The sequence below is a fragment of the uncultured Methylobacterium sp. genome (assembly GCF_964242245.1).
In the GTDB taxonomy this organism is placed as follows: Bacteria; Pseudomonadota; Alphaproteobacteria; order Rhizobiales; family Beijerinckiaceae; genus Methylobacterium.
In genome coordinates this window covers 17,229-34,971 of the sequence record NZ_CAXTBY010000009.1, presented here as the reverse complement: position 1 = coordinate 34,971, position 17,743 = coordinate 17,229, and the positions used below count along the sequence as shown (strand labels likewise).

Annotated in this window: 14 protein-coding genes; 7 read left to right on the top strand and 7 right to left on the bottom strand. The window is 69.7% G+C overall.

All coding sequences use genetic code 11. The annotated features are described in order from the left end of the window. Positions 1–184: 184 nt before the first annotated feature. Positions 185–1,264 (bottom strand): threonine aldolase family protein, encoded by a 1,080-nt coding sequence (locus tag ACFE8Y_RS04170; RefSeq protein ID WP_375463131.1) that lies wholly within the window; start codon positions 1,262–1,264, stop codon positions 185–187. A gap of 115 nt (positions 1,265–1,379) precedes the next feature. Here ACFE8Y_RS04170 and ACFE8Y_RS04165 point away from each other — a divergent pair, with 115 nt between their 5' ends. Together ACFE8Y_RS04165 and ACFE8Y_RS04160 are read left to right on the top strand one after the other, a co-directional pair. After that, the gene (locus ACFE8Y_RS04165; RefSeq protein ID WP_375463130.1) at positions 1,380–4,316 is read left to right on the top strand and encodes an FAD-binding and (Fe-S)-binding domain-containing protein; all 2,937 of its coding nucleotides are present in this window, start codon (positions 1,380–1,382) and stop codon (positions 4,314–4,316) included. Between the two features lie 61 nt (positions 4,317–4,377). Beyond that, positions 4,378–5,073 carry a GntR family transcriptional regulator gene (locus tag ACFE8Y_RS04160; RefSeq protein WP_375463129.1) on the top strand — a complete coding sequence of 232 codons (696 nt, stop codon included), beginning with the start codon at positions 4,378–4,380 and terminating at the stop codon, positions 5,071–5,073. A 4-nt stretch (positions 5,074–5,077) separates the two neighbouring features. Here the strand turns inward: ACFE8Y_RS04160 and ACFE8Y_RS04155 are convergent, their stop codons facing one another. Together ACFE8Y_RS04155 and ACFE8Y_RS04150 are read right to left on the bottom strand one after the other, a co-directional pair. Continuing rightward, on the bottom strand, positions 5,078–6,004 hold the full coding sequence (locus ACFE8Y_RS04155; RefSeq protein ID WP_375463128.1) for a class I SAM-dependent methyltransferase: 927 nt from the start codon (positions 6,002–6,004) through the stop codon (positions 5,078–5,080). Positions 6,005–6,159: 155 nt separating this feature from the next. Beyond that, positions 6,160–6,816: a GntR family transcriptional regulator gene (locus ACFE8Y_RS04150; RefSeq protein WP_375463127.1), complete on the bottom strand. Its 657-nt coding sequence runs from the start codon at positions 6,814–6,816 to the stop codon at positions 6,160–6,162. Positions 6,817–6,979: 163 nt separating this feature from the next. On the opposite strand from ACFE8Y_RS04150, the gene dctP reads away from it, so the two are divergent. The 3 genes from dctP to ACFE8Y_RS04135 are packed head-to-tail and all read left to right on the top strand — an operon-like array spanning position 6,980 to position 10,031. Further along, positions 6,980–8,002 (top strand): TRAP transporter substrate-binding protein DctP, encoded by a 1,023-nt coding sequence (dctP, locus tag ACFE8Y_RS04145; protein WP_375463126.1) that lies wholly within the window; start codon positions 6,980–6,982, stop codon positions 8,000–8,002. Next, positions 7,999–8,682 (top strand): TRAP transporter small permease, encoded by a 684-nt coding sequence (locus tag ACFE8Y_RS04140; RefSeq protein ID WP_375463125.1) that lies wholly within the window; start codon positions 7,999–8,001, stop codon positions 8,680–8,682. The genes dctP and ACFE8Y_RS04140 overlap by 4 nt, the downstream gene beginning before the upstream one ends. Then, the gene (locus ACFE8Y_RS04135) at positions 8,679–10,031 is read left to right on the top strand and encodes a TRAP transporter large permease (protein WP_375463124.1); all 1,353 of its coding nucleotides are present in this window, start codon (positions 8,679–8,681) and stop codon (positions 10,029–10,031) included. Before ACFE8Y_RS04140 ends, ACFE8Y_RS04135 begins: the two co-directional genes overlap by 4 nt. A gap of 303 nt (positions 10,032–10,334) precedes the next feature. Here the strand turns inward: ACFE8Y_RS04135 and ACFE8Y_RS04130 are convergent, their stop codons facing one another. The 4 genes from ACFE8Y_RS04130 to ACFE8Y_RS04115 all read right to left on the bottom strand — a co-directional run bounded on the left by ACFE8Y_RS04130 (position 10,335) and on the right by ACFE8Y_RS04115 (position 15,603). Next, on the bottom strand, positions 10,335–11,150 hold the full coding sequence (locus ACFE8Y_RS04130) for an enoyl-CoA hydratase/isomerase family protein (RefSeq protein WP_375463123.1): 816 nt from the start codon (positions 11,148–11,150) through the stop codon (positions 10,335–10,337). Positions 11,151–11,279: 129 nt separating this feature from the next. Continuing rightward, the gene (locus tag ACFE8Y_RS04125) at positions 11,280–12,503 is read right to left on the bottom strand and encodes a CaiB/BaiF CoA transferase family protein (RefSeq protein WP_375463122.1); all 1,224 of its coding nucleotides are present in this window, start codon (positions 12,501–12,503) and stop codon (positions 11,280–11,282) included. Positions 12,504–12,510: 7 nt separating this feature from the next. Further along, positions 12,511–13,803 (bottom strand): MFS transporter, encoded by a 1,293-nt coding sequence (locus ACFE8Y_RS04120; protein ID WP_375463121.1) that lies wholly within the window; start codon positions 13,801–13,803, stop codon positions 12,511–12,513. Between the two features lie 543 nt (positions 13,804–14,346). Beyond that, entirely contained in the window at positions 14,347–15,603 is a 1,257-nt protein-coding gene (locus ACFE8Y_RS04115) for a nitrate/nitrite transporter (RefSeq protein ID WP_375463120.1), read from the bottom strand. Between the two features lie 460 nt (positions 15,604–16,063). Here ACFE8Y_RS04115 and ACFE8Y_RS04110 point away from each other — a divergent pair, with 460 nt between their 5' ends. Next, positions 16,064–16,321, top strand: a complete 258-nt coding sequence (locus ACFE8Y_RS04110; RefSeq protein WP_375463119.1) for a hypothetical protein — start codon at positions 16,064–16,066, stop codon at positions 16,319–16,321. Between the two features lie 438 nt (positions 16,322–16,759). Next, positions 16,760–17,725 (top strand): L,D-transpeptidase, encoded by a 966-nt coding sequence (locus ACFE8Y_RS04105; RefSeq protein WP_375463118.1) that lies wholly within the window; start codon positions 16,760–16,762, stop codon positions 17,723–17,725. Positions 17,726–17,743 lie beyond the last annotated feature (18 nt).

Genomic DNA, 17,743 nt, shown 5'->3' with positions numbered 1-17,743 from the left:
CCCCGCAAGCGGGGCGAGGGGATGCGCGCCTGCCGAACCGCCAAGTCTTGCCGAACCGCCAAGTCTTGCCGAACCGCCAAGTTTTGCCGAAGCCCCAAGTGCGGAGATGTGTGAATCCGGTAGCCCGCAGAGGGGGAGGGGCCGCGGGAACCGCCGCGGCATAGCAAGCGCGCAATGTTCGATTTTACAACCGCGCCGCGAAAGCCTCCGCCACCGCACGGATCACTTCGCCGGCGCGCACCGCGCCGGCACGATCCACGTCGAGGTGGGTCGTGACCCGGATCTGGCTACCGATGGCGCGGATTCGGACGTCGTGGGCGAGGCACGCCTGCGCGAAATCCGGCGCGGTGATGCCGAGACCCGCGACCCCGAAGCACAGGATGTTCGATTGCCCCGCGGCCGGGTCGAAGCTCAGTCCCGGCGCGTCGGCGATCGCCGCGTGGAGGAGGCGCAGGTGCGCGTTGTCGGCGCGGAGCTGCTCGACGTGGTGGTCGAGGGCGTAGAGCCCGGCCGCCGCGATCACGCCGGATTGGCGCATGGCGCCGCCGAGCCGGTACTTCCAGCGCCACGCCTCGACCACGAAGGCCCTGGTGCCGCACAGGACCGCGCCCACGGGACAGCCGAGGCCCTTGCTGAGGTCGAGCCAGACGCTGTCGAAGCCCGCCGCGTAGTCCTCGGCCGGGATGCCGGTCGCGACGACCGCGTTCAGCAGCCGCGCCCCGTCGATGTGCGCCTTCAGCTCGTGGCGGTGCGCGATGTCGCGGATCGCGCGCATGTCGGCGAGGTCCCAGATCGAGCCGCCGGAGAAGCTCGTGGTCTGCTCGACGGAGACCAGCGCCGTGCGCGGCGCCGTGCGCGCGGGCGGACGGATCGCCGCGGCGAAGGCGTTGGGGGAGAAGATGCCGGCCGGCGTCGCGAGCGCCTTGACCGAGACGCCGCCGATGGCGGCCGAGCCCGCGGCCTCGGTGTTGTAGATGTGAGACTGGTCGTCCACCACGATCTCGTCGCCGGCCCGCGTCTGCACCAGGATCGAGACGAGGTTGCACATCGTGCCGGACGGCATGAACACTCCGTCCTCCTGCCCGAGGAGCGTTGCGACGCGGTCGCACAGCGCCCGGGTCGTCGGGTCCGAATCCGACTGCTCGTCACCGACTTGCGCACAGGCCATGGCCTCGCGCATGCCCGGCGTCGGGCGCGTCTGGGTGTCGCTGTAGAGGTCGATCGTCACGGTCGGGGTTGTCTCTCGGCTCGGGTGCGGCTCCATAGTGCCACGGGCGCGCAGGATCGCGAAGGCGAGGCGCGCCCGTCCTTTGCGAGAATGAATTTTGACCACATTTGACCAGCGGCGGACGGAACCGGCCGCGTCGGGAGGATCGGCAGTGGCGGCAGGAACGGCCCCGCGCGCGGCGGCACGGCAGGATGCGGGGCTGGCGCGGCGGCTGGCCGAGGCGGTGCGGGGCGAGGTCCGCTTCGACGCCTTCACGCGCGGACGGTACAGTACGGACGCCTCGATCTACCAGATCATGCCGGCGGGCGTCGTGCTGCCGCGGAGCGCCGCCGACATCGCCGCCACCCTCGCGATCGCGGCCGAGCACGACGTGCCGGTGATCCTGCGCGGCGGCGGAACCTCGCAGAACGGCCAGCCGATCGGCTCGGGGCTGGTGGTCGACTGCTCGCGCCACTTCAACGGCATCCGCCGCTACGACCCCGAGGGGGGCACCGTCACCGTCGAACCGGGGCTGGTGCTGGAGCGCCTGAACACCCGCGTGAAGGCCGACGGCTGGTTCTTCCCCGTCGAGCCCTCGACGGCGACCCGCTGCACCATCGGCGGCATGGCCGGCAACAACTCCTGCGGCGCCCGCTCGCTGCGCTTCGGCAAGATGAGCGACAACGTCCTGGCGATCGAGGCGCTGTTCCACGACGCTGAGCCGTTCGGCTTCGGCTTGGCCGGCAACGAGACCGACGGCGTCACAGGTTCAGGCCGCGCGCAGGATCTCGCGGGCAGGATGCGGGCGCTCGCCGCATCCGAGCGCGAGGAGATCCTGCGGCGATACCCGAAGGTCCAGCGGCGCGTCGGTGGCTACAACCTCGACGCGCTCATCGCGGCGCGGCCGAACCTCGCCCACCTCCTCGTCGGCTCGGAGGGGACGCTGGCCGCCACCACGTCGGTGACGCTGAAGCTGTGGCGCCTGCCCGCGCACCGGGTCATGGGCGTGTGCCACTTCCCCACGTTCCGGGCGGCGATGGAGACCACGCGCCACATCGTCGACCTCGATCCCGTGGCGGTCGAACTCGTCGACAACAACGTGCTGGTGCTCGGCGCCGACATCCCGCTGTTCCACAGGACGCTCGCCGACATCACCCGCGGCGCGCCGAACTGCCTGCTGCTCGCCGAGTTCGCGGGCGAAACCCTCGCCGACCTGACGCGCGACCTCAAGCGCCTCGACGCCTGCATGAGCGACCACGGCTTCCCGAACGCCGTGGTCGAGATCCACGAGCCGTCGCGGCAGAAGGCGGTGTGGGAGGTGCGCGAGGCCTGCCTCAACATCATGATGTCGATGAAGGGGGACGCCAAGCCCGTGTCCTTCATCGAGGATTGCGCGGTGCCCCTCGAACACTTGGCCGACTACACCGACGCCGTCACCGAGGTGTTCACCCGGCACGGCACCCGCGGCACGTGGTACGCCCACGCCTCCGTCGGATGCCTGCACGTCCGTCCGATCCTGAACATGAAGGACGGCGGCGACGTCGCCACGATGCGCGCCATCGCCGAGGAGACCTCCGAACTGGTGCGCCGCTGCGAGGGCTCCTATTCCGGCGAGCACGGCGACGGCATCTCGCGCTCCGAGTACATCGCGCCGCTGTTCGGACCGCGGCTCGCCCGCGCCTTCGAGACGGTCAAGGACGGGTTCGATCCGGAGAACCGCCTCAACCCCGGCAAGATCGTGCGGCCACTGGCGATGGACGACCGGGCGCTGATGCGGTTCGCGCCCGGCTACGCCGTCACCGAGCCGCAGGCGACGGCGCTCGACTGGGCGGAGCCCGGGGGCTTCGGCGGCGCCGTCGAGATGTGCAACAACAACGGCACCTGCCGGAAGCTTAGCGGTGGGGCGATGTGCCCGTCCTACCGCGTCACCGGCGAGGAGCAGCACCTCACCCGCGGCCGGGCGAATTCCCTGCGCCTCGCGCTGTCGGGACAGCTCGGCGAGGGCGCCTTCACGAGCCCTGAGATGAAGCGGACCATGGACCTCTGCGTCTCGTGCAAGGCCTGCCGCCGCGAATGCCCCACCGGCGTCGACATGGCCCGGATGAAGGTCGAGTTCCTGCACCACTACCACGCCCGCCACGGCCTGCCGCTGAAGGACCGGCTGATCGGGATGATGCCGCACTACGCCGGCGTCGCCGCCAAGCTCGCGCCGCTCCTGAACCTGCGCGACCGGGTGCCGGCGCTGGCCAAGCTCTCCGAACGGGTGGCCGACTTCTCGGCGCGACGCTCGATGCCGCGCTGGCGCCGCCCTTGGGCGGAGACGGGCGAGCCCGCCCATCCGGAGGACGTGACGGGCGAGTTCCGCGACGTCATCCTGTTCGGCGACACCTTCAACCGGGCCTTCGAGCGCGAGAACCTGGAGGCGGCCGAGCGGGTGCTGATCGCGGCCGGCTACCGGCTCCACCGCGTGTTCCCGGCCAGGGGCAACCGGCCCCTCTGCTGCGGGCGCACGTGGCTCGCCTCCGGCCAGACCGACCGCGCGCGGGCCGAGGCGCGCCGGACCCTCGACACGCTGCTCCCCTTCGTCCGGGCGGGCGCCCGCGTCGTCGGCCTCGAACCCTCCTGCCTGCTGACGTTCCGCGACGAGTTCCTCGCGCTCCTCCCCGGCGCGCAGGCGGAGCACTTGGCCAGGAGCAGCCTGCTGTTCGAGGAACTGCTGGCAGTCGACCTCGCGGCCGGGCGGATCGCCCTGCGGCTGGCGGACCAGGCGGGCCGGGTCGCGCACCTGCACGGCCACTGCCACCAGAAGGCGTTCGGGGCGATGGGCGCGGTCGAGGCGGTGCTGCGCGCCGTGCCGGGCCTCGACGTCCGCCCGATCGAGTCGAGCTGCTGCGGCATGGCCGGGGCCTTCGGCTACGGACGCGAGACGATCGACGTGTCGGTGGCCATGGCCGAGCTGTCGCTGTTCCCGGCCCTGCGCAAAGCTGGGCCGGACGACATCGTCGTCGCCGACGGGACGAGTTGCCGCCACCAGATCCACGACGGGCTCGGCCTGCGCGCGGAGCATGTGGCCCGCGTTCTTGATCGCGCGCTCGTCCCTCGACACTGATTTCGCGCGCCCCTAGATGTCACGATACGCACGCGCGCGGCCGTGATCCGACAGCAGACCCATGAACAAGATCGAGCCCGGTCCGGGCATCAACCGGCGCTACCTTCACGACGAGGTGGCGGATCGGATGCGGGCGCTGATCCAGTCGGGCGAGATGGAGCCGAAGGCCCGCGTCAACGAGAACGAGCTGACCGAGCGCTTCGGCATCTCGCGCACGCCCTTGCGGGAAGCGATCAAGATCCTCGCCACCGAGGGGCACCTCGAATTGCTGCCGAACCGTGGGGCGCGGGTCGCCAGCCTCTCGCAGCTCGAGATCGAGGAGATGATCGAGGTGATCGCCGGGCTGGAGGCCACGGCGGCGGAGCTCGCCTGCCGCACCGTGTCCGACGCGGAGGTCGTTGCGATCCAGGCGGATCACGAGGCGATGGTCGCCGCCTGGAAGGCCGGAGACGAGGCCGGCTACTTCCGCCTGAACCGCCGCATCCACGAGGCGCTCATGGAAGCGGGTCGCAATGCGACGCTGTCGGGGATTTATCTCAGCCTGTCGGGCCGCATCCAGCGCTCGCGCTACACCGTCCAGCAGACGCCCGAGCAGTGGGCGCGGGCGATCGCCGAGCACGACCGCATGGTGATCCTGCTGCGCGAGCGGAACGGCCCTGCCCTCTCCGCGCTGATGCGCGAGCACATCCGCAACAAGAAGCCGGTCATCGCGGCCTCTTTCGGCGACGTCGCGCCGCCTGAGCCGGTCGAAGGATAGGGCGTCACGCCGCCGCGATCGTCTCGAACCAGAACGAGGCACCGGGCGTGCCGGCATCGTTCGGGTAGAGGAACGGGATGTCGGGGGCGCCCGATGGCGAGGCGAAGACGCGCCGGACCCGCGCGCTCATGCCCGCGTCCTGACAGATGTAGGCGATCGGCGCGACGACCCGGAACGGCGGTCGGCCGCACATCAGCATCGCGGCAAGCAGGTACTGCTCGTTGTAGAGCCGGTGGTTCCAGGCCGTCGGGTAATCGTCCGGGATGAAGATGTCGTGGATGTGCACGAGCACGCCCGGCGTCAGGCGCGGCAGGATCTCGAAGAAGAACACCACCACGTCGGAGTTCGCGAAGGCCCGGTGCGAGCCATCGAAGAACAGGATGTCGCCCGCCTCCAGTTCGTCGAAGATCGCGAGGTCGCAGGATTCGAGGGGCTGGCGCACGACGCGCTCGCAGATCCGATCGATGTGCCGGCGCGGGCTCGGATCGATGGAGGTCATCGCCGTCGGCAGGCCCGCCGCATCGATGGCGTAGCGCGCGAAGCACGTCGAGGTGCCCGATCCGATCTCCACGTAGCGGGCCGGCCGCTTCCATCCCAGGAAGGTCACGAGCGCCGCCGCGTCGAGCGCCGTGAACCACGTGTTGTTCCAGCACGGTCGGTTGGCCGCCTCCGGATCGGCCGCGTGCGGCACGCCGTGGAGCAGGGACGCATGGCCTTCGAGCGCCGACAGGAAGGTCTCGTACGAAGCCCGTCCCGTATCGAGCGCCGCGCGAAGGCGCCGGTGCGGCAGGCTCTGCGTCTCCCAGCGCGGGTGCGGGGCGACCGGATAGTAGTCGTGAACCGTGTGGCTCCAGCGAAACGGGTCGGTGCTCGCCCGGAAGATGTCGATACCGGCGCGCCGACCGGCGCTTCTCACGAGATTCTTGAGCATCGAGCCACCCCCTCCTCTATCCTTGCGAGGGTGGTCTATCACGAAATACAACTTCTAGTTAAAAATCTACGCCGATATGGGACCGATCCTGCGGGCAGGGTTAATGCGTCCGCGGCAGCGATCGTCGCGCATCGGCACAGGACTGCCGACGCCCGTCAGGCCGCGTCGCTCAAGGTGCGCAGGCTCGCCGCGAGGTCCGCGAAGCGGTCGCCCTGGACGACCACGTGCGCGCGCAGCCGTTCGCCCGCCGCCGCCTCGTCGCCGGACCGGATCGCGGCGACGATGCTCTCGTGTTCGCGAAGCGACTGGCCGAGCCGGTGACGGGCGCGCAATTGCAGCCGCCGGAACGGCGCGAGGCGGCGGTGCAGGTGGCGGGCGTGCTCGCACAGGAACGCGTTGTGGCAGGCCCGGTACACCACGGAGTGGAAGACGTAGTTCTCCTGATAGTACCCCTCGCAGTCGCCGGCCTGCGCGGCGACCGCGCAGGCCGCGAGCGCCGCATCGAGGGCGGCCTCGTCGGCGGGCACGATCCGCCGGGCGGCGAACCGCCCGCAGGCGGCCTCGATCTCCGCCATGGTCTCGAACATCGCGAGCAGGTGCTGCGGCTCCGGCGCGCTGACGATCGTGCCTCTTCGCGGCTTGGTCTCGACTAGGCCGGTCACGGCGAGCTGCAGCAGGGCTTCCCGGATCGGCGTCCGCGAGACGCCGAAGCGCTCGGCGAGTTGGAGCTCGTCGAGCCGCGATCCGACGGCGAGGTGCCCGGCGACGATCTCGTCCTCGATCGTCTGCCTGAGGCGCTGGGCCTGGCTCATCGCTCGCGCCTCTCCGACGGTGCCCTTCTTCGTCGCGTTATTATGCAGAGGCGTTGACAAAATATACAAGTCGGCCTTCTGTCCATATTGAGCACCGGACGCAGTATATTGTGCGATGCGAAAAAATGACTGTCGCTCTATTGTGCGATGCGGGAGAAACGTCATGATGCCGACTCGACGCAGCCTCGTCGCCGCTGGGCTGGCGGCCCCGGCGCTCCTCAGGTTCGGCCTCGGCGCCGCGCAGGCCGCCACGGTCCTGAAGCTGTCGCACCAGTTCCCCGGCGGCACGATCGACGAGGGCGATTTCCGCGATCGGATGTGCCGGAAGTTCGCGCAGGCCGTGGGCGAGCGCTCGAAGGGCGCCATCGAGGTGCAGGTCTATCCCGGCTCCTCGCTGATGAAGACGAACGCGCAGTTCGGCGCCATGCGCAAGGGCGCCCTCGACATGTCGCTCTATCCGAGCCCGTACGCCGGCGGCGAGATCCCCGAGATGAACATCGGCCTGATGCCGGGCCTCGTCACCTCCTACGCGCAGGGCGTGGCGTGGAAGGCGGCGCCGGTGGGCCGGAAGCTCGCCGAGCTCCTCGATGCCAAGGGCATCGTGCTGGTCTCCTGGGTCTGGCAGGCCGGCGGCGTCGCGAGCCGCGAGCGCCCGCTCTACGCGCCGTCCGACGCCAAGGGGATGAAGGTCCGCGGCGGGTCGCGCGAGATGGACCTGATGATGAAGCAGGCGGGCGCGGCCACGCTCTCGATCCCGTCGAGCGAATCCTACGCTGCGATGCAGACGGGGGCGTGCGACGCGGTCATCACCTCCTCGACCAGCCTGATCTCCTTCCGCCTGGAGGAACTGTCCAAGGCCCTGACGTCGGGGCGCGAGCGCTCCTACTGGTTCATGCTCGAGCCGATCATGATGTCGAAGGCGATCTTCTCCGGGCTCCCGAAGGACAGCCAAGACCTGATCATGGCGGTGGGTGCCGAACTCGAATCCTTCGGGCAGGCCGGCGCGAAGGCCGACGACACCCACGTCGAGGAGGTCTTCGGCAAGGCCGGCGCCAAGGTTCAGAACCTCGACGAGAAGACCATGGCCGCGTGGCGCGACATTGCCCGCGAGACCGCGTGGAAGGATTACGCGGGCAAGAGCGCCCAGTGCGCGGAGCTTCTGAAGCTCGCGGAGCAGGTCGCGTGAGCCACGCCTTCGATGCGGCCTCGGCCGCTGCCGAGAAACCCGTCGTCGAGCGCCGGATCCCCGGGGCGCTCGGCCATATCGATCGACTGATGAAGGGCGTGAACCGGGTGATCATGGTGCTCGGCGGGCTCGCCCTCGTCGGCGCCTGCCTCGTCCTGAGCTACAGCGTGCTCATCCGCTACGTCCTGCACGAGCCGACCGACTGGCAGGACGAGATGGCCGTGTTCCTGATCGTCGGCGCGACCTTCTTCTCGGCGGCCGCCGTGCAGGCCAAGCGCGGCCACGTGGCGATCGAGGCGCTCACCGGCTTCCTCTCGCCGCGCCTCAACCGCGCCCGCCTCCTGCTCGCGGACGTGATCAGCCTCGTCTTCGTCGCCTTCTTCGCCTGGAAGAGCTGGACGCTGTTCCACGAGGCCTACGTCGACGGGCAGGTCTCGCAATCGACCTGGGGGCCGCCGCTCGCCATCCCCTACGCCCTGATGGCCTTCGGCATGAGCCTGCTCGGCATCCAGTTCGTGGTGCAGATCGTCGAGGCCCTAGCCTACGGCCCGAACGCCGCCGGCTGGGCCGCGCCGAAGATCGGGGTCGGCGCCGATCTCAATGCCACCCTGAAGGGCCGGCCCGACGTGACGCCGCGGGGAACGGACCCGATGGGCACCACCGTGGGGACGCAACGATGAGCACCGCCGCGATCGGCTTCCTCTACGCCGGGGCGACGCTGTCGGCGATGCTGGCCGGCATCCCCATCGCCTTCGCCCTCGGCTTCGTCGCGCTCGCCTTCATGTACGCGTTCATGCCCGCCGCCTCCCTCGATACGGTGGCGCAGAACGTCTACGAGGAGATGGCCTCGATCACCCTGCTCTCGATCCCGCTGTTCATCCTCAAGGGCGCCGCGATCGGACGGTCCAAGGCGGGCCAGGACCTGTACTCGGCCATGCACGCCTGGATGCACCGCATCCCCGGCGGCTTGGGCATCGCCAACGTCTTCGCCTGCGCGTTGTTTGCCGCCATGGCCGGCTCGAGCCCCGCCACCTGCTCGGCGATCGGCTCGGCCGGCATCCCGGAGATGCGCAAGCGCGGCTACTCGCCGGGCTTTGCCGCCGGCATCATCGCGGCCGGCGGCACGCTCGGCATCCTGCTGCCGCCCTCGATCACCATGATCCTCTACGCGGTCGCCGCCGAGCAGTCCCTCGGGCGCCTGTTCCTGGCCGGCATTGGGCCGGGCCTGCTGCTCGTCGGGCTGTTCGCGGCCTGGGCGGTGTTCCGCTTCCGCGCCGAGTACGCCACCGCCAAGGCGGCCTACGAGCGCGGCGGCGTCAAGTCGCCGATCCTGGCTGAGGACAGCTACAGCATGCGCCAGCGCTTCGAGACGCTGCCGCGGGTGCTGCCGTTCGTGGTGCTGCTCACCGGCGTGATGGTCGCGCTCTACGGCGGCTACGCGACGCCCTCCGAGACGGCGGGCCTCGGCGGCCTGCTGGCGCTGGCGCTGATCGCGGTGATCTACGGGGTCTGGCGCCCGAAGGACGTCAGCCCGATCCTCACCGCGACGCTGCGCGAATCGACCATGCTGATGCTGATCATCGGCATGTCGCTGCTCTACGCCTACGTGATGAGCTACCTGCACATCTCGCAATCGGCCGCGAACGCCATCGTGGCGATGCAGCTCTCCCGCTGGGTCCTCCTGGTGACGATCCTCGGCCTCGTGATCGGCTTGGGCTTCTTCCTGCCGCCGGTGTCGATCATCCTGATGACGGCGCCGATCATCCTGCCGCCGCTCAAGGCCGCGGGCTTCGACCTCGTCTGGTTCGGCGTGGTGATGACCATCACCATGGAGATGGGCCTGATCCACCCGCCGGTGGGCCTCAACATCTTCGTCATCAAGAACATCGCCCCCGACATCCCGCTCAGCGACATCATCCGGGGCACCCTGCCCTTCGTGATCCTGATGGCGCTGGCGATCCTCGTCCTGTGCCTCGTACCGGGCATCGCGCTCTGGCTGCCGGACCTGCTGCTGCCGTCCACGCGATAGCGAAGCCCAGCCCTCCACCCTCCACGGTGGCTTGCAGCTTCATACATCTTGCGAGAACGGTGCTCGTTGGATCGTGCGAAGCGCCGAACCGCCCCCTCTCCCAGGGGGAGAGGGCTGGGGTGAGGGGCGTGCCGTATCCGGTGAGTTCTCCTCCCTCACCCTGTCCCTCTCCCGCGAAGGGTATGGGGACCCGCGCCATTTTCGGATCGCGTTGAGCGATGTGTGTCATCGCAGGGCTGCGGAGGTGTAGGGGACGCGCGACCGCTGATGTCGACAAAGCAGTCCGCAGGAACAGGTCCGGCGCTACCGCCCCGTCCAATCCGGCGCGCGCTTGCCCAGGAACGCCTCCATGCCCTCGCGGAAATCGCGGCTCATGTAGCACATCAGGATCAGGTCGTCGCCGGACCGGGGCGCACCTTCCGGCGCGGCGGCCTCCTCGGCGAGCCGGCGCAGACCCTCCTTGGTCGCCTGCAGGGTGAGCGGGGCGTGGCCGGCCACCAGGGTGGCGAGCGCCGCCGTGCGTTCGGCCAGCGCGGCTGCATCCTCCACCACCTCGCCGACGAGGCCGATCGCCAGCGCTTCCTCCGCGCCGATCAGGCGGGCGGTGAAGATCATGTCCTTGACGCGGGCCGGGCCGATCAGGTCCGACAGCCGCCTGAGGTTGCCCTGGCTGAGGCAGTTGCCGAGCGTGCGCGCGATCGGGAAGCCGAAGCGGGCGTCTCGCGTCGCGAGGCGCAGGTCGCAGGCCGCCGCGATCGCTGCCCCGCCCCCCGTGCAGGCGCCGGCGATGGCGGCGATGGTCGGCACCCGCAGCCGCTCCAGCGTGCCGAGCACCCGGTCCATGAAGCACTCGTAGCCGAGCGCATCCTCCGCGGTCGCGAAGCCGCGGAACTGCGCGATGTCGGTGCCTGCCGCGAACGCCTTCTCGCCCGCGCCGGTGATGACCAGCGCCTTGACGGACGCATCCTCCTGGATGCGCAGGCAGTGCGTCACCAGCCCCTCGTACATGGCGAAGGTGAGCGCGTTGCGGGCGTGCGGCCGGTTGAGGACGATGCGGGCGATGCCGCCCTCCTGCGAGACCAGCAGTTCGTCGGGTGTGGTCTTCGCATCCGTGCTCATCGCAGAACGTCCCTTAAAGCACTTTCCAGCGCGGTGGATGCCGGCTCGCGTGAAGACAATGCGATCACACAAGGAGGCAGAGCATCTTCCATGATCCGGAGATCATGGAAGATGCTCTGTGGATCGAGGTCAGGCCACGGTCTCGCCGACGATGCCGCGCGCGATCAGGCCGTCGATCGCGGCCGCGTCGTAGCCGGCGTCCGCGAGGATGCGGCGCGAGTGCTCGCCGAGCAGCGGGGCCGGGCCGTGCACCCGGCCGGGCGTGGCGGAGAACTTGACGGGGAGCCCCAGCGTCGACATGCGTCCGGCGCGGGGATGATCGACCTCCACCACCATGTCGCGCGCGCGCGTCTGCGGGTCTCGGTGCATGGCGGCGACATCGAGCACCGGCCCCGCCGGCACGCCGCCCGCCTCCAGCCGCGCGAGCCACGTCTGCGAATCCGCGCCGCGGAAGTAGGGGGCGAGGGCGTCGGCCAGCGCCGTCCGGTGCTCCATGCGGCCGGCGTTGCGGGAAAAGCGCGGGTCGGCCGCGAGATCCGCGGCGCCGAGCACGTCGAGGAGGCGCAGCCAGTTGGTCTGGTTGGCCGCGCCGATCGTGATCCAGCCGTCTTCCGTCGCGAACGCCTCGTAGGGGGCATTCAGCGGATGGGCCGAGCCCATCGGCCCGGGTGCGACGCCGGTCGCCATGGCGATGGCCGACTGCCAGTAGGTCAGGGTGATGCCGGCCTCGAACAGCGAGGTGTCGACGGCCTGCCCCTCGCCTGTCTTCAGCCGGTGGGTGTAGGCGGCGAGCACCCCCATCGCCGCGAGGATGCCGGCGGTGATGTCGGTGACGGGCGGCCCGCACTTCATCGGCGGCTGCCCGGGGCCTGCGCCGGTGGTGCTCATCAGCCCGCTCATGCCCTGCGCCACGAGGTCGAACCCGGGCCGGGCCGCGTAGGGCCCGGAGCGGCCGAAGCCGGAGAGAGAGGCGTAGACCAGCGCCGGGTAGCGTCCGCGCAAGGCTTCGTAGCCGAGGCCGAGGCGCTCCATCGTGCCGGCGCGGTAGTTCTCGATCAGGATGTCGGCCTCGGCGAGCAGCCGGTGCAGGATCTCCCGGCCGTCCTCGCTCTTCAGGTCGAGGCTGAGCCCGCGCTTGCCCCGGTTCATCATCATGTAGGCGGCGCTCTCGCCCGCGAGCGAAGGCGGCACCGAGCGGCGGGTGTCGTCGCCGCCCGCGATCTTCTCCACCTTGATCACCTCGGCGCCCATGTCGCCCAGCATCAGCCCGCAGACCGGACCGGCCATGATGTGGGCGAGCTCGATCACGCGGACGCCCGCGAGCGGGCCGTTTCCTCTCGCGCGTTCCGCCATCGGAGCCTCAGCGCGCGGACGCGACCGCGACCGGCGGCACCATCTCGGCCTCGGCCGGCTCCACGAAGGGACGCTCCGGGTGCATGGTGAAGGCGGTCGCGGCACCGAGCAGGCACAGCCCGATCGAGCCGGCAAACGGCAGCGTCCAGTCGCCGGTCACGTCGACGACGACGCCGAACACGATCGGCGAGATGATCGCGGCGACCGCCGAGCCGGTGTTCATCAGCCCGCTCGCGGTGCCGGCGTACTTCGGGGCGATGTCCATCGGGACCGACCAGATCGGGCCGATGACGAGTTCGGCGAAGAAGAAGCCCGAGGAGAGCAGCAGCGCCACCGCCGTCAGGTCGCGGGTGAAGAACACGCCGGTGAGGCTTGCCGCAGCACCGAGGAAGCCGATGACGATGATCGAGAGCCGGGCGAGCTTGAGCTTGCCGGTGCGCTTGAAGATCCGGTCGCTGAGCACGCCGCCCAGCGTGTCGCCGACCACGCCGGCGAAGAACACGCCCGAGGCGAACAGAGCCGAGTTCTTCAGGTCGAGGTTGTAGCTCTCCTTGAAGAAGCTCGGCAGCCAGCCGAGGAACAGCCACAGGGTCCAGCCGTAGCAGAAGTAGGTGATCGTCACCGGCAGGATGCGCCGGGTCAGCGCCATCCACGGCACCGATTGCTTGGCTCCGACCTTGCGCGGCGGCGGCAGCATCTCGAGTTCCGCCCGCGTGATCGCCTTGTGGTCGGACGGGTCGTCGCGGAAGTACAGATACCAGATGACCACCCAGACGAAGCTGACGCCGCCGAGGATGACGAAGCTCGACCGCCAGCCGAAATGGTAGATCAGGAAGGCGACGACCGGCGGCGCAACCGCGTTGCCGAGGCGGGCGAAGGCGTGGGTGATGCCCTGGGCGAAGCCGCGCCGTTCCGGCGCCGTCCAGTTCTGCATGGCCCGCGTCGCGGTCGGGAACGTGGCGCCCTCGCCGAAGCCCAGCAGCACGCGGGCGAGGAACAGGCTGACGAGGCCGCCGACGAAGCCGGTGAGGATCGTGGCCATGGCCCAGATCAGGCCGCAGACGAGGAGCGTGCGCCGCGCCCCGAACTTGTCGCCGACCGAGCCGCCGATCACCTGGAAGATCGCGTAAGGATAGGCGAAGGCCGACAGGATCAGGCCGAACTCGGTCTTCGACATGCCGAGATCCTTGATGATCACGGCGCCCGCGGTGGCGATGTTCACCCGGTCGAGGTAGGTGATGAAGTACATCAGGCAGAGCAGGAACAGCACGCTGTTCGTCGCGCTCAGGCGCTTGATCATGGCGTCAATCCTCCGGTCGGCCCTGATCGGCAGCCGCCTTGCGTTTCGTGTCGTCATCCCGCCCTAGAGCCGGATGCCGCTTCGCATTCCATCCTCACTATCGGCGAAGGGCGCGCGGGCGCAACCATCCTGAACGCGATCAGCGTTCCGGATGGCATGCGCCACCCGTCCCGGCCTGTCCCGGGCGCGGTGGGGATTGTGCAACCGGCGAGAACGCTGGCGCGATGACGATCGGCGGTCGGAGCCTCGCTGCGCGGCCGACTGGACACCCGACCTCGTCACCGCCAGCCGGGTCGCGGCCAAGTCATGCCGGCGCAGCGGCAAGCTTCGCCGAGGATCCGCTGCGAGAGGCCCGCGCGCGGCGGCGATCCGTTGCCCGTAGGGCCTCGGGGAGATGACGGCTGCTCAGGGCGCCTCGTGTCCGCTGCCGGGAGGCGGCGGCATGATCTCCGCCCGCGACGGATCTTTTCTCACGGACGTCCTTCGCACGTGAAAACGGGGGCCGAAGCCCCCGTTTCCGTCCGCGTATCGTGACGAGCGACGTCAGCCCGTGGCGGCCTGCAACCCTCCGGTTGCCGAGGACGATGTTGCGGTGGGATCGAGGACCTTGCCGCGCGGACCGACCCAGGTGCCGACCCACTTGCGCTGCCACAGCATCAGGCAGCCGAGCACCACGGCGGCGAACACCGCGTATACGATGAAGCCGGTGGCGAAGGCTCCGGTGTACTGCTTCGAGAAGCCCATCACGTTCGGCAGGATCGCGCCGCCGAGCGCCCCGATCTCGCCGATCATCGAGCCGGACACCGCGGTGTTGGTGGGGTAGCGCAGCGGCACGAGTTGGAACAGCGCGCCGTTGCCGGCGCCGAGGGCGGCGAAGCAGAGCATGAACAGGATCGTGGTGACCGCGAGCGACGGCGTCGAGGTCAGCGCCAGGAAGGCGCCGATCGCGGCGAGCAGCACGATCGAGAGCACCGAGATGCCCCCGATCCGATCGGCGAAGTAGCCGCCGACGATCCGGATGCCGGAGCCCATGAAGGCCGCGAGCATGGTCAGACGCCCCGCCTCGACCTTCGTCACGGAGAACTGCTCGTAGAAGAAGGTCGGCAGGAAGTTCGACAGGCCGATGAAGCCGCCGAAGGTGATGATGTAGATCAGCGAGAACGCCCAGCCGTCCTTCGTGAACAGGCAGGAGATGTGCTCCTTGAACGACTGGTGCTCGAGGTCCGGCGGCTCCTTGGCGAGGATGATCATGATCACGAGCGGGATCAGCATCACGGCTCCGGCGAAGCCGTACACGGTCTGCCAGCCGTAGGCCTGGGCGAGCGGGGGCGCGAACAGCACCGCGAGGACGGTGCCCGAGTTGCCGGCACCGGCGATGCCCATCGCGAGGCCCTTGTGCTCCGGCGGGAACCAGCCCGAGCCGAGGGACAGCGCCACGCCGAACGAAGCGCCGGCGATGCCGAGCAGCACGCCCATGGCCAGCACGTCGTTGTAGCTCGACACGAAGTAGAAGCCGTAGATCATTGCCAGGATGATGATGCTCATCTCGGTGATCGCGGCGTTCTTCCGGCCGATGTACTGGGCGAGGACGCCGAGGGGGAAGCGCATGATCGCGCCGGCCAGGATCGGCAGCGAGATCATGAAGCCGGTCTGAGCCGGCGACAGCTTGTAGGTCTCGGTGATGAACGGGCCCATGGCGCCGTTCAGGACCCAGATCGCGAAGCAGAAATCGAAGTAGAGGAACGCGGCGAACAAGGTCGGGGGATGCCCCGACTTCATGACGGTCTTGAAACTGGCCATTTGAGGGGTGCTCGTCTTGATAAGGCGGTCCGCGAGCGCGGCCGCTCATGCCATAGGACCGGACTCACACCGTCCGCGTTGCGGGGCGTCGTTGCCCCGCGCGCCGCTTGCGCTGCGGCCCCTGATGCGATGCACCAAGCGTGCCACGGTCCTTGGAGGCTGCGTGAGACGCGCGTCGACACGCTCGGTCGGGCTGGAGGACGAACTTTCCAGCGCCGCACGCCCATGCCGTCGGCTCGCGAACCGACTTCAAGCCCCCGGCGCAACGCGGTGTTTTGCGACGAGCCGGCGGCCCGTTCGTCGGATGGCGCTCGCGGGCTGCGTTTCGGGGCAATCCTGCCTGCGATCCATGCCTCGGTACATTGGATCGCGCGAGGCTCCGAACCATCGTCCCGCGGACAGGATCAGACTCAGGATCAGACTTGGGCTCGCAGCGCCCTGCGCGCGACGTCACCGGCAGGTGGTCATCCTCCTGACGATCCAGCCCTCGTCGGGCTGCCAGAGCTTGCGCCGCGTGCGGGTGCAATCCGCGGCTGGCGCCGCACCGGAGGTCCATGCTCCGGGCGGCTCGGCGGCGCCGACGGCGTTCTTCGTCGCTGGCGAACCGGCGGCCTGGGTCCTGCTCGTCGGTCCGGCGCTCTCGCGCGCCAGCGTGGAGGCCGGTGCGAGCAGCACCGCGCAGCAGGCGAGCGCGAAGACCGAGGCGCCGAGCGCCTGATGCGGTGCGGGAACGCGTGCCACGGGATGGTGTCCGGAGATTGGAGGATCGATGATGATCTTAAGCGCCGCGCACGTGCCACGCCGCAACCCGGTTCGCCCAACTGTCCCCGCTTTGCCGCACATCGTTCCGGATGGTGAATCCCGCGGCCGACCCGCAGCCTCGCGCGAAGCGTCGGAGCCCACGCAGATCAGGTCCGATCGCGTGCCGCCGGCGCGACAGCTTCGGGTTCGAGGAGGCCGACCGTTGCATGGAATCGACGCGGCGGCGCGAAATGGTGGGCGCAAGGCCCTCGGATGGTGACGTGGGCGGCCGCCGCTTGGTATGTCACGGCAGATGACGCGTCCGGCCGCGCCCGCGAGCGGCCGAGGACGTGACGCGGTCGCCGCCCGGGTCATCGGAGTTCGCGCGACCTCAACAAGGACGTTTCGAAGCGCCATGCCCGATTCCCTGCGAAGCCTCCTGCTCATCGGCTCGATGACGAGCCTCGCAGTCCTGGCAGCGGCCGCGCCGGGCCACGCGCAGGGCCGCGGCGCCGTCGCGGCGAGCGCCATCGACGGCTACGACGACGACCGGCTGTATCAGGACCAGAACGGCGGCCTCTATCGCCTCCGCGGCGGCCGGTACGAGCCCTACGCGGGCCGGACCGAGTTCGGCCGTCCCGTCCCGGAGCGCGGCGCGGCGGCGGAGCGCCGCCCGGCTCCGGAGCAGCAGCAGGTCGCCGAGCGGCCCGCGGATGCCGATGCGGCCAACACGGCGCCGCTCAAGGGGCCGAAGCCCGGCGCCAACCAGTTCTCGCCCGCGATGACGGCCGCGATCAACCGGCCGGTCGACGATGGTCCGATCGACTACAACAAGGCCTACGCCGCGATCGCCGACGATGCCTTCCCGGTGGCCGCCTTCAACTGGAAGAAGACGAGCCCGGCCTTTCTTCGTCAGGAGATCGCCTATACCGGCAGCTACGAGCCCGGCACCATCGTGATCGATCCGCGGGCGCACCAGCTCACCCTCGTGCAGGCCAACGGCCGGGCGCGGCGCTACGGCGTCGGCGTGGGCAAGCAGGGCTTCTCCTGGTCGGGAACCGCGACGGTCAACCTGAAGCAGGCGTGGCCGGACTGGTACCCGCCCAGGGAGATGATCGCCCGGACCCCGAAGCTCGCGGGCGAAGTCGACGCGTTGCCGAGCGGCGTCGGCGTTCCGGGCGGCTCGCGCAACCCGCTGGGTGCCCGCGCGATGTACCTGTGGCAGGGCAACAAGGACACGCTGTTCCGCATCCACGGGACGCTCGAGCCCGGCTCGATCGGTCACAGCGTCTCGTCGGGCTGCATCCGGATGATCAACCAGGACGCGATCGACCTGTTCAGCCGCGTCAGCGTCGGCACCAAGGTCGTCGTCCTCGATTGATCCTGGCCCGTCCGGCCG

Bases quoted from the DNA above. Each gene is read 5' to 3' on its own strand.
- ACFE8Y_RS04125 (WP_375463122.1), bottom strand. From the start codon at position 12,503: ATGGCGGAACGCGCGAGAGGAAACGGCCCGCTCGCGGGCGTCCGCGTG.
- ACFE8Y_RS04170 (WP_375463131.1), bottom strand. From the start codon at position 1,264: ATGGAGCCGCACCCGAGCCGAGAGACAACCCCGACCGTGACGATCGAC.
- ACFE8Y_RS04160 (WP_375463129.1), top strand. From the start codon at position 4,378: ATGAACAAGATCGAGCCCGGTCCGGGCATCAACCGGCGCTACCTTCAC.
- ACFE8Y_RS04105 (WP_375463118.1), top strand. From the start codon at position 16,760: ATGCCCGATTCCCTGCGAAGCCTCCTGCTCATCGGCTCGATGACGAGC.
- ACFE8Y_RS04115 (WP_375463120.1), bottom strand. From the start codon at position 15,603: ATGGCCAGTTTCAAGACCGTCATGAAGTCGGGGCATCCCCCGACCTTG.
- ACFE8Y_RS04130 (WP_375463123.1), bottom strand. From the start codon at position 11,150: ATGAGCACGGATGCGAAGACCACACCCGACGAACTGCTGGTCTCGCAG.
- ACFE8Y_RS04155 (WP_375463128.1), bottom strand. From the start codon at position 6,004: ATGCTCAAGAATCTCGTGAGAAGCGCCGGTCGGCGCGCCGGTATCGAC.
- ACFE8Y_RS04120 (WP_375463121.1), bottom strand. From the start codon at position 13,803: ATGATCAAGCGCCTGAGCGCGACGAACAGCGTGCTGTTCCTGCTCTGC.
- ACFE8Y_RS04150 (WP_375463127.1), bottom strand. From the start codon at position 6,816: ATGAGCCAGGCCCAGCGCCTCAGGCAGACGATCGAGGACGAGATCGTC.
- dctP (WP_375463126.1), top strand. From the start codon at position 6,980: ATGATGCCGACTCGACGCAGCCTCGTCGCCGCTGGGCTGGCGGCCCCG.
- ACFE8Y_RS04135 (WP_375463124.1), top strand. From the start codon at position 8,679: ATGAGCACCGCCGCGATCGGCTTCCTCTACGCCGGGGCGACGCTGTCG.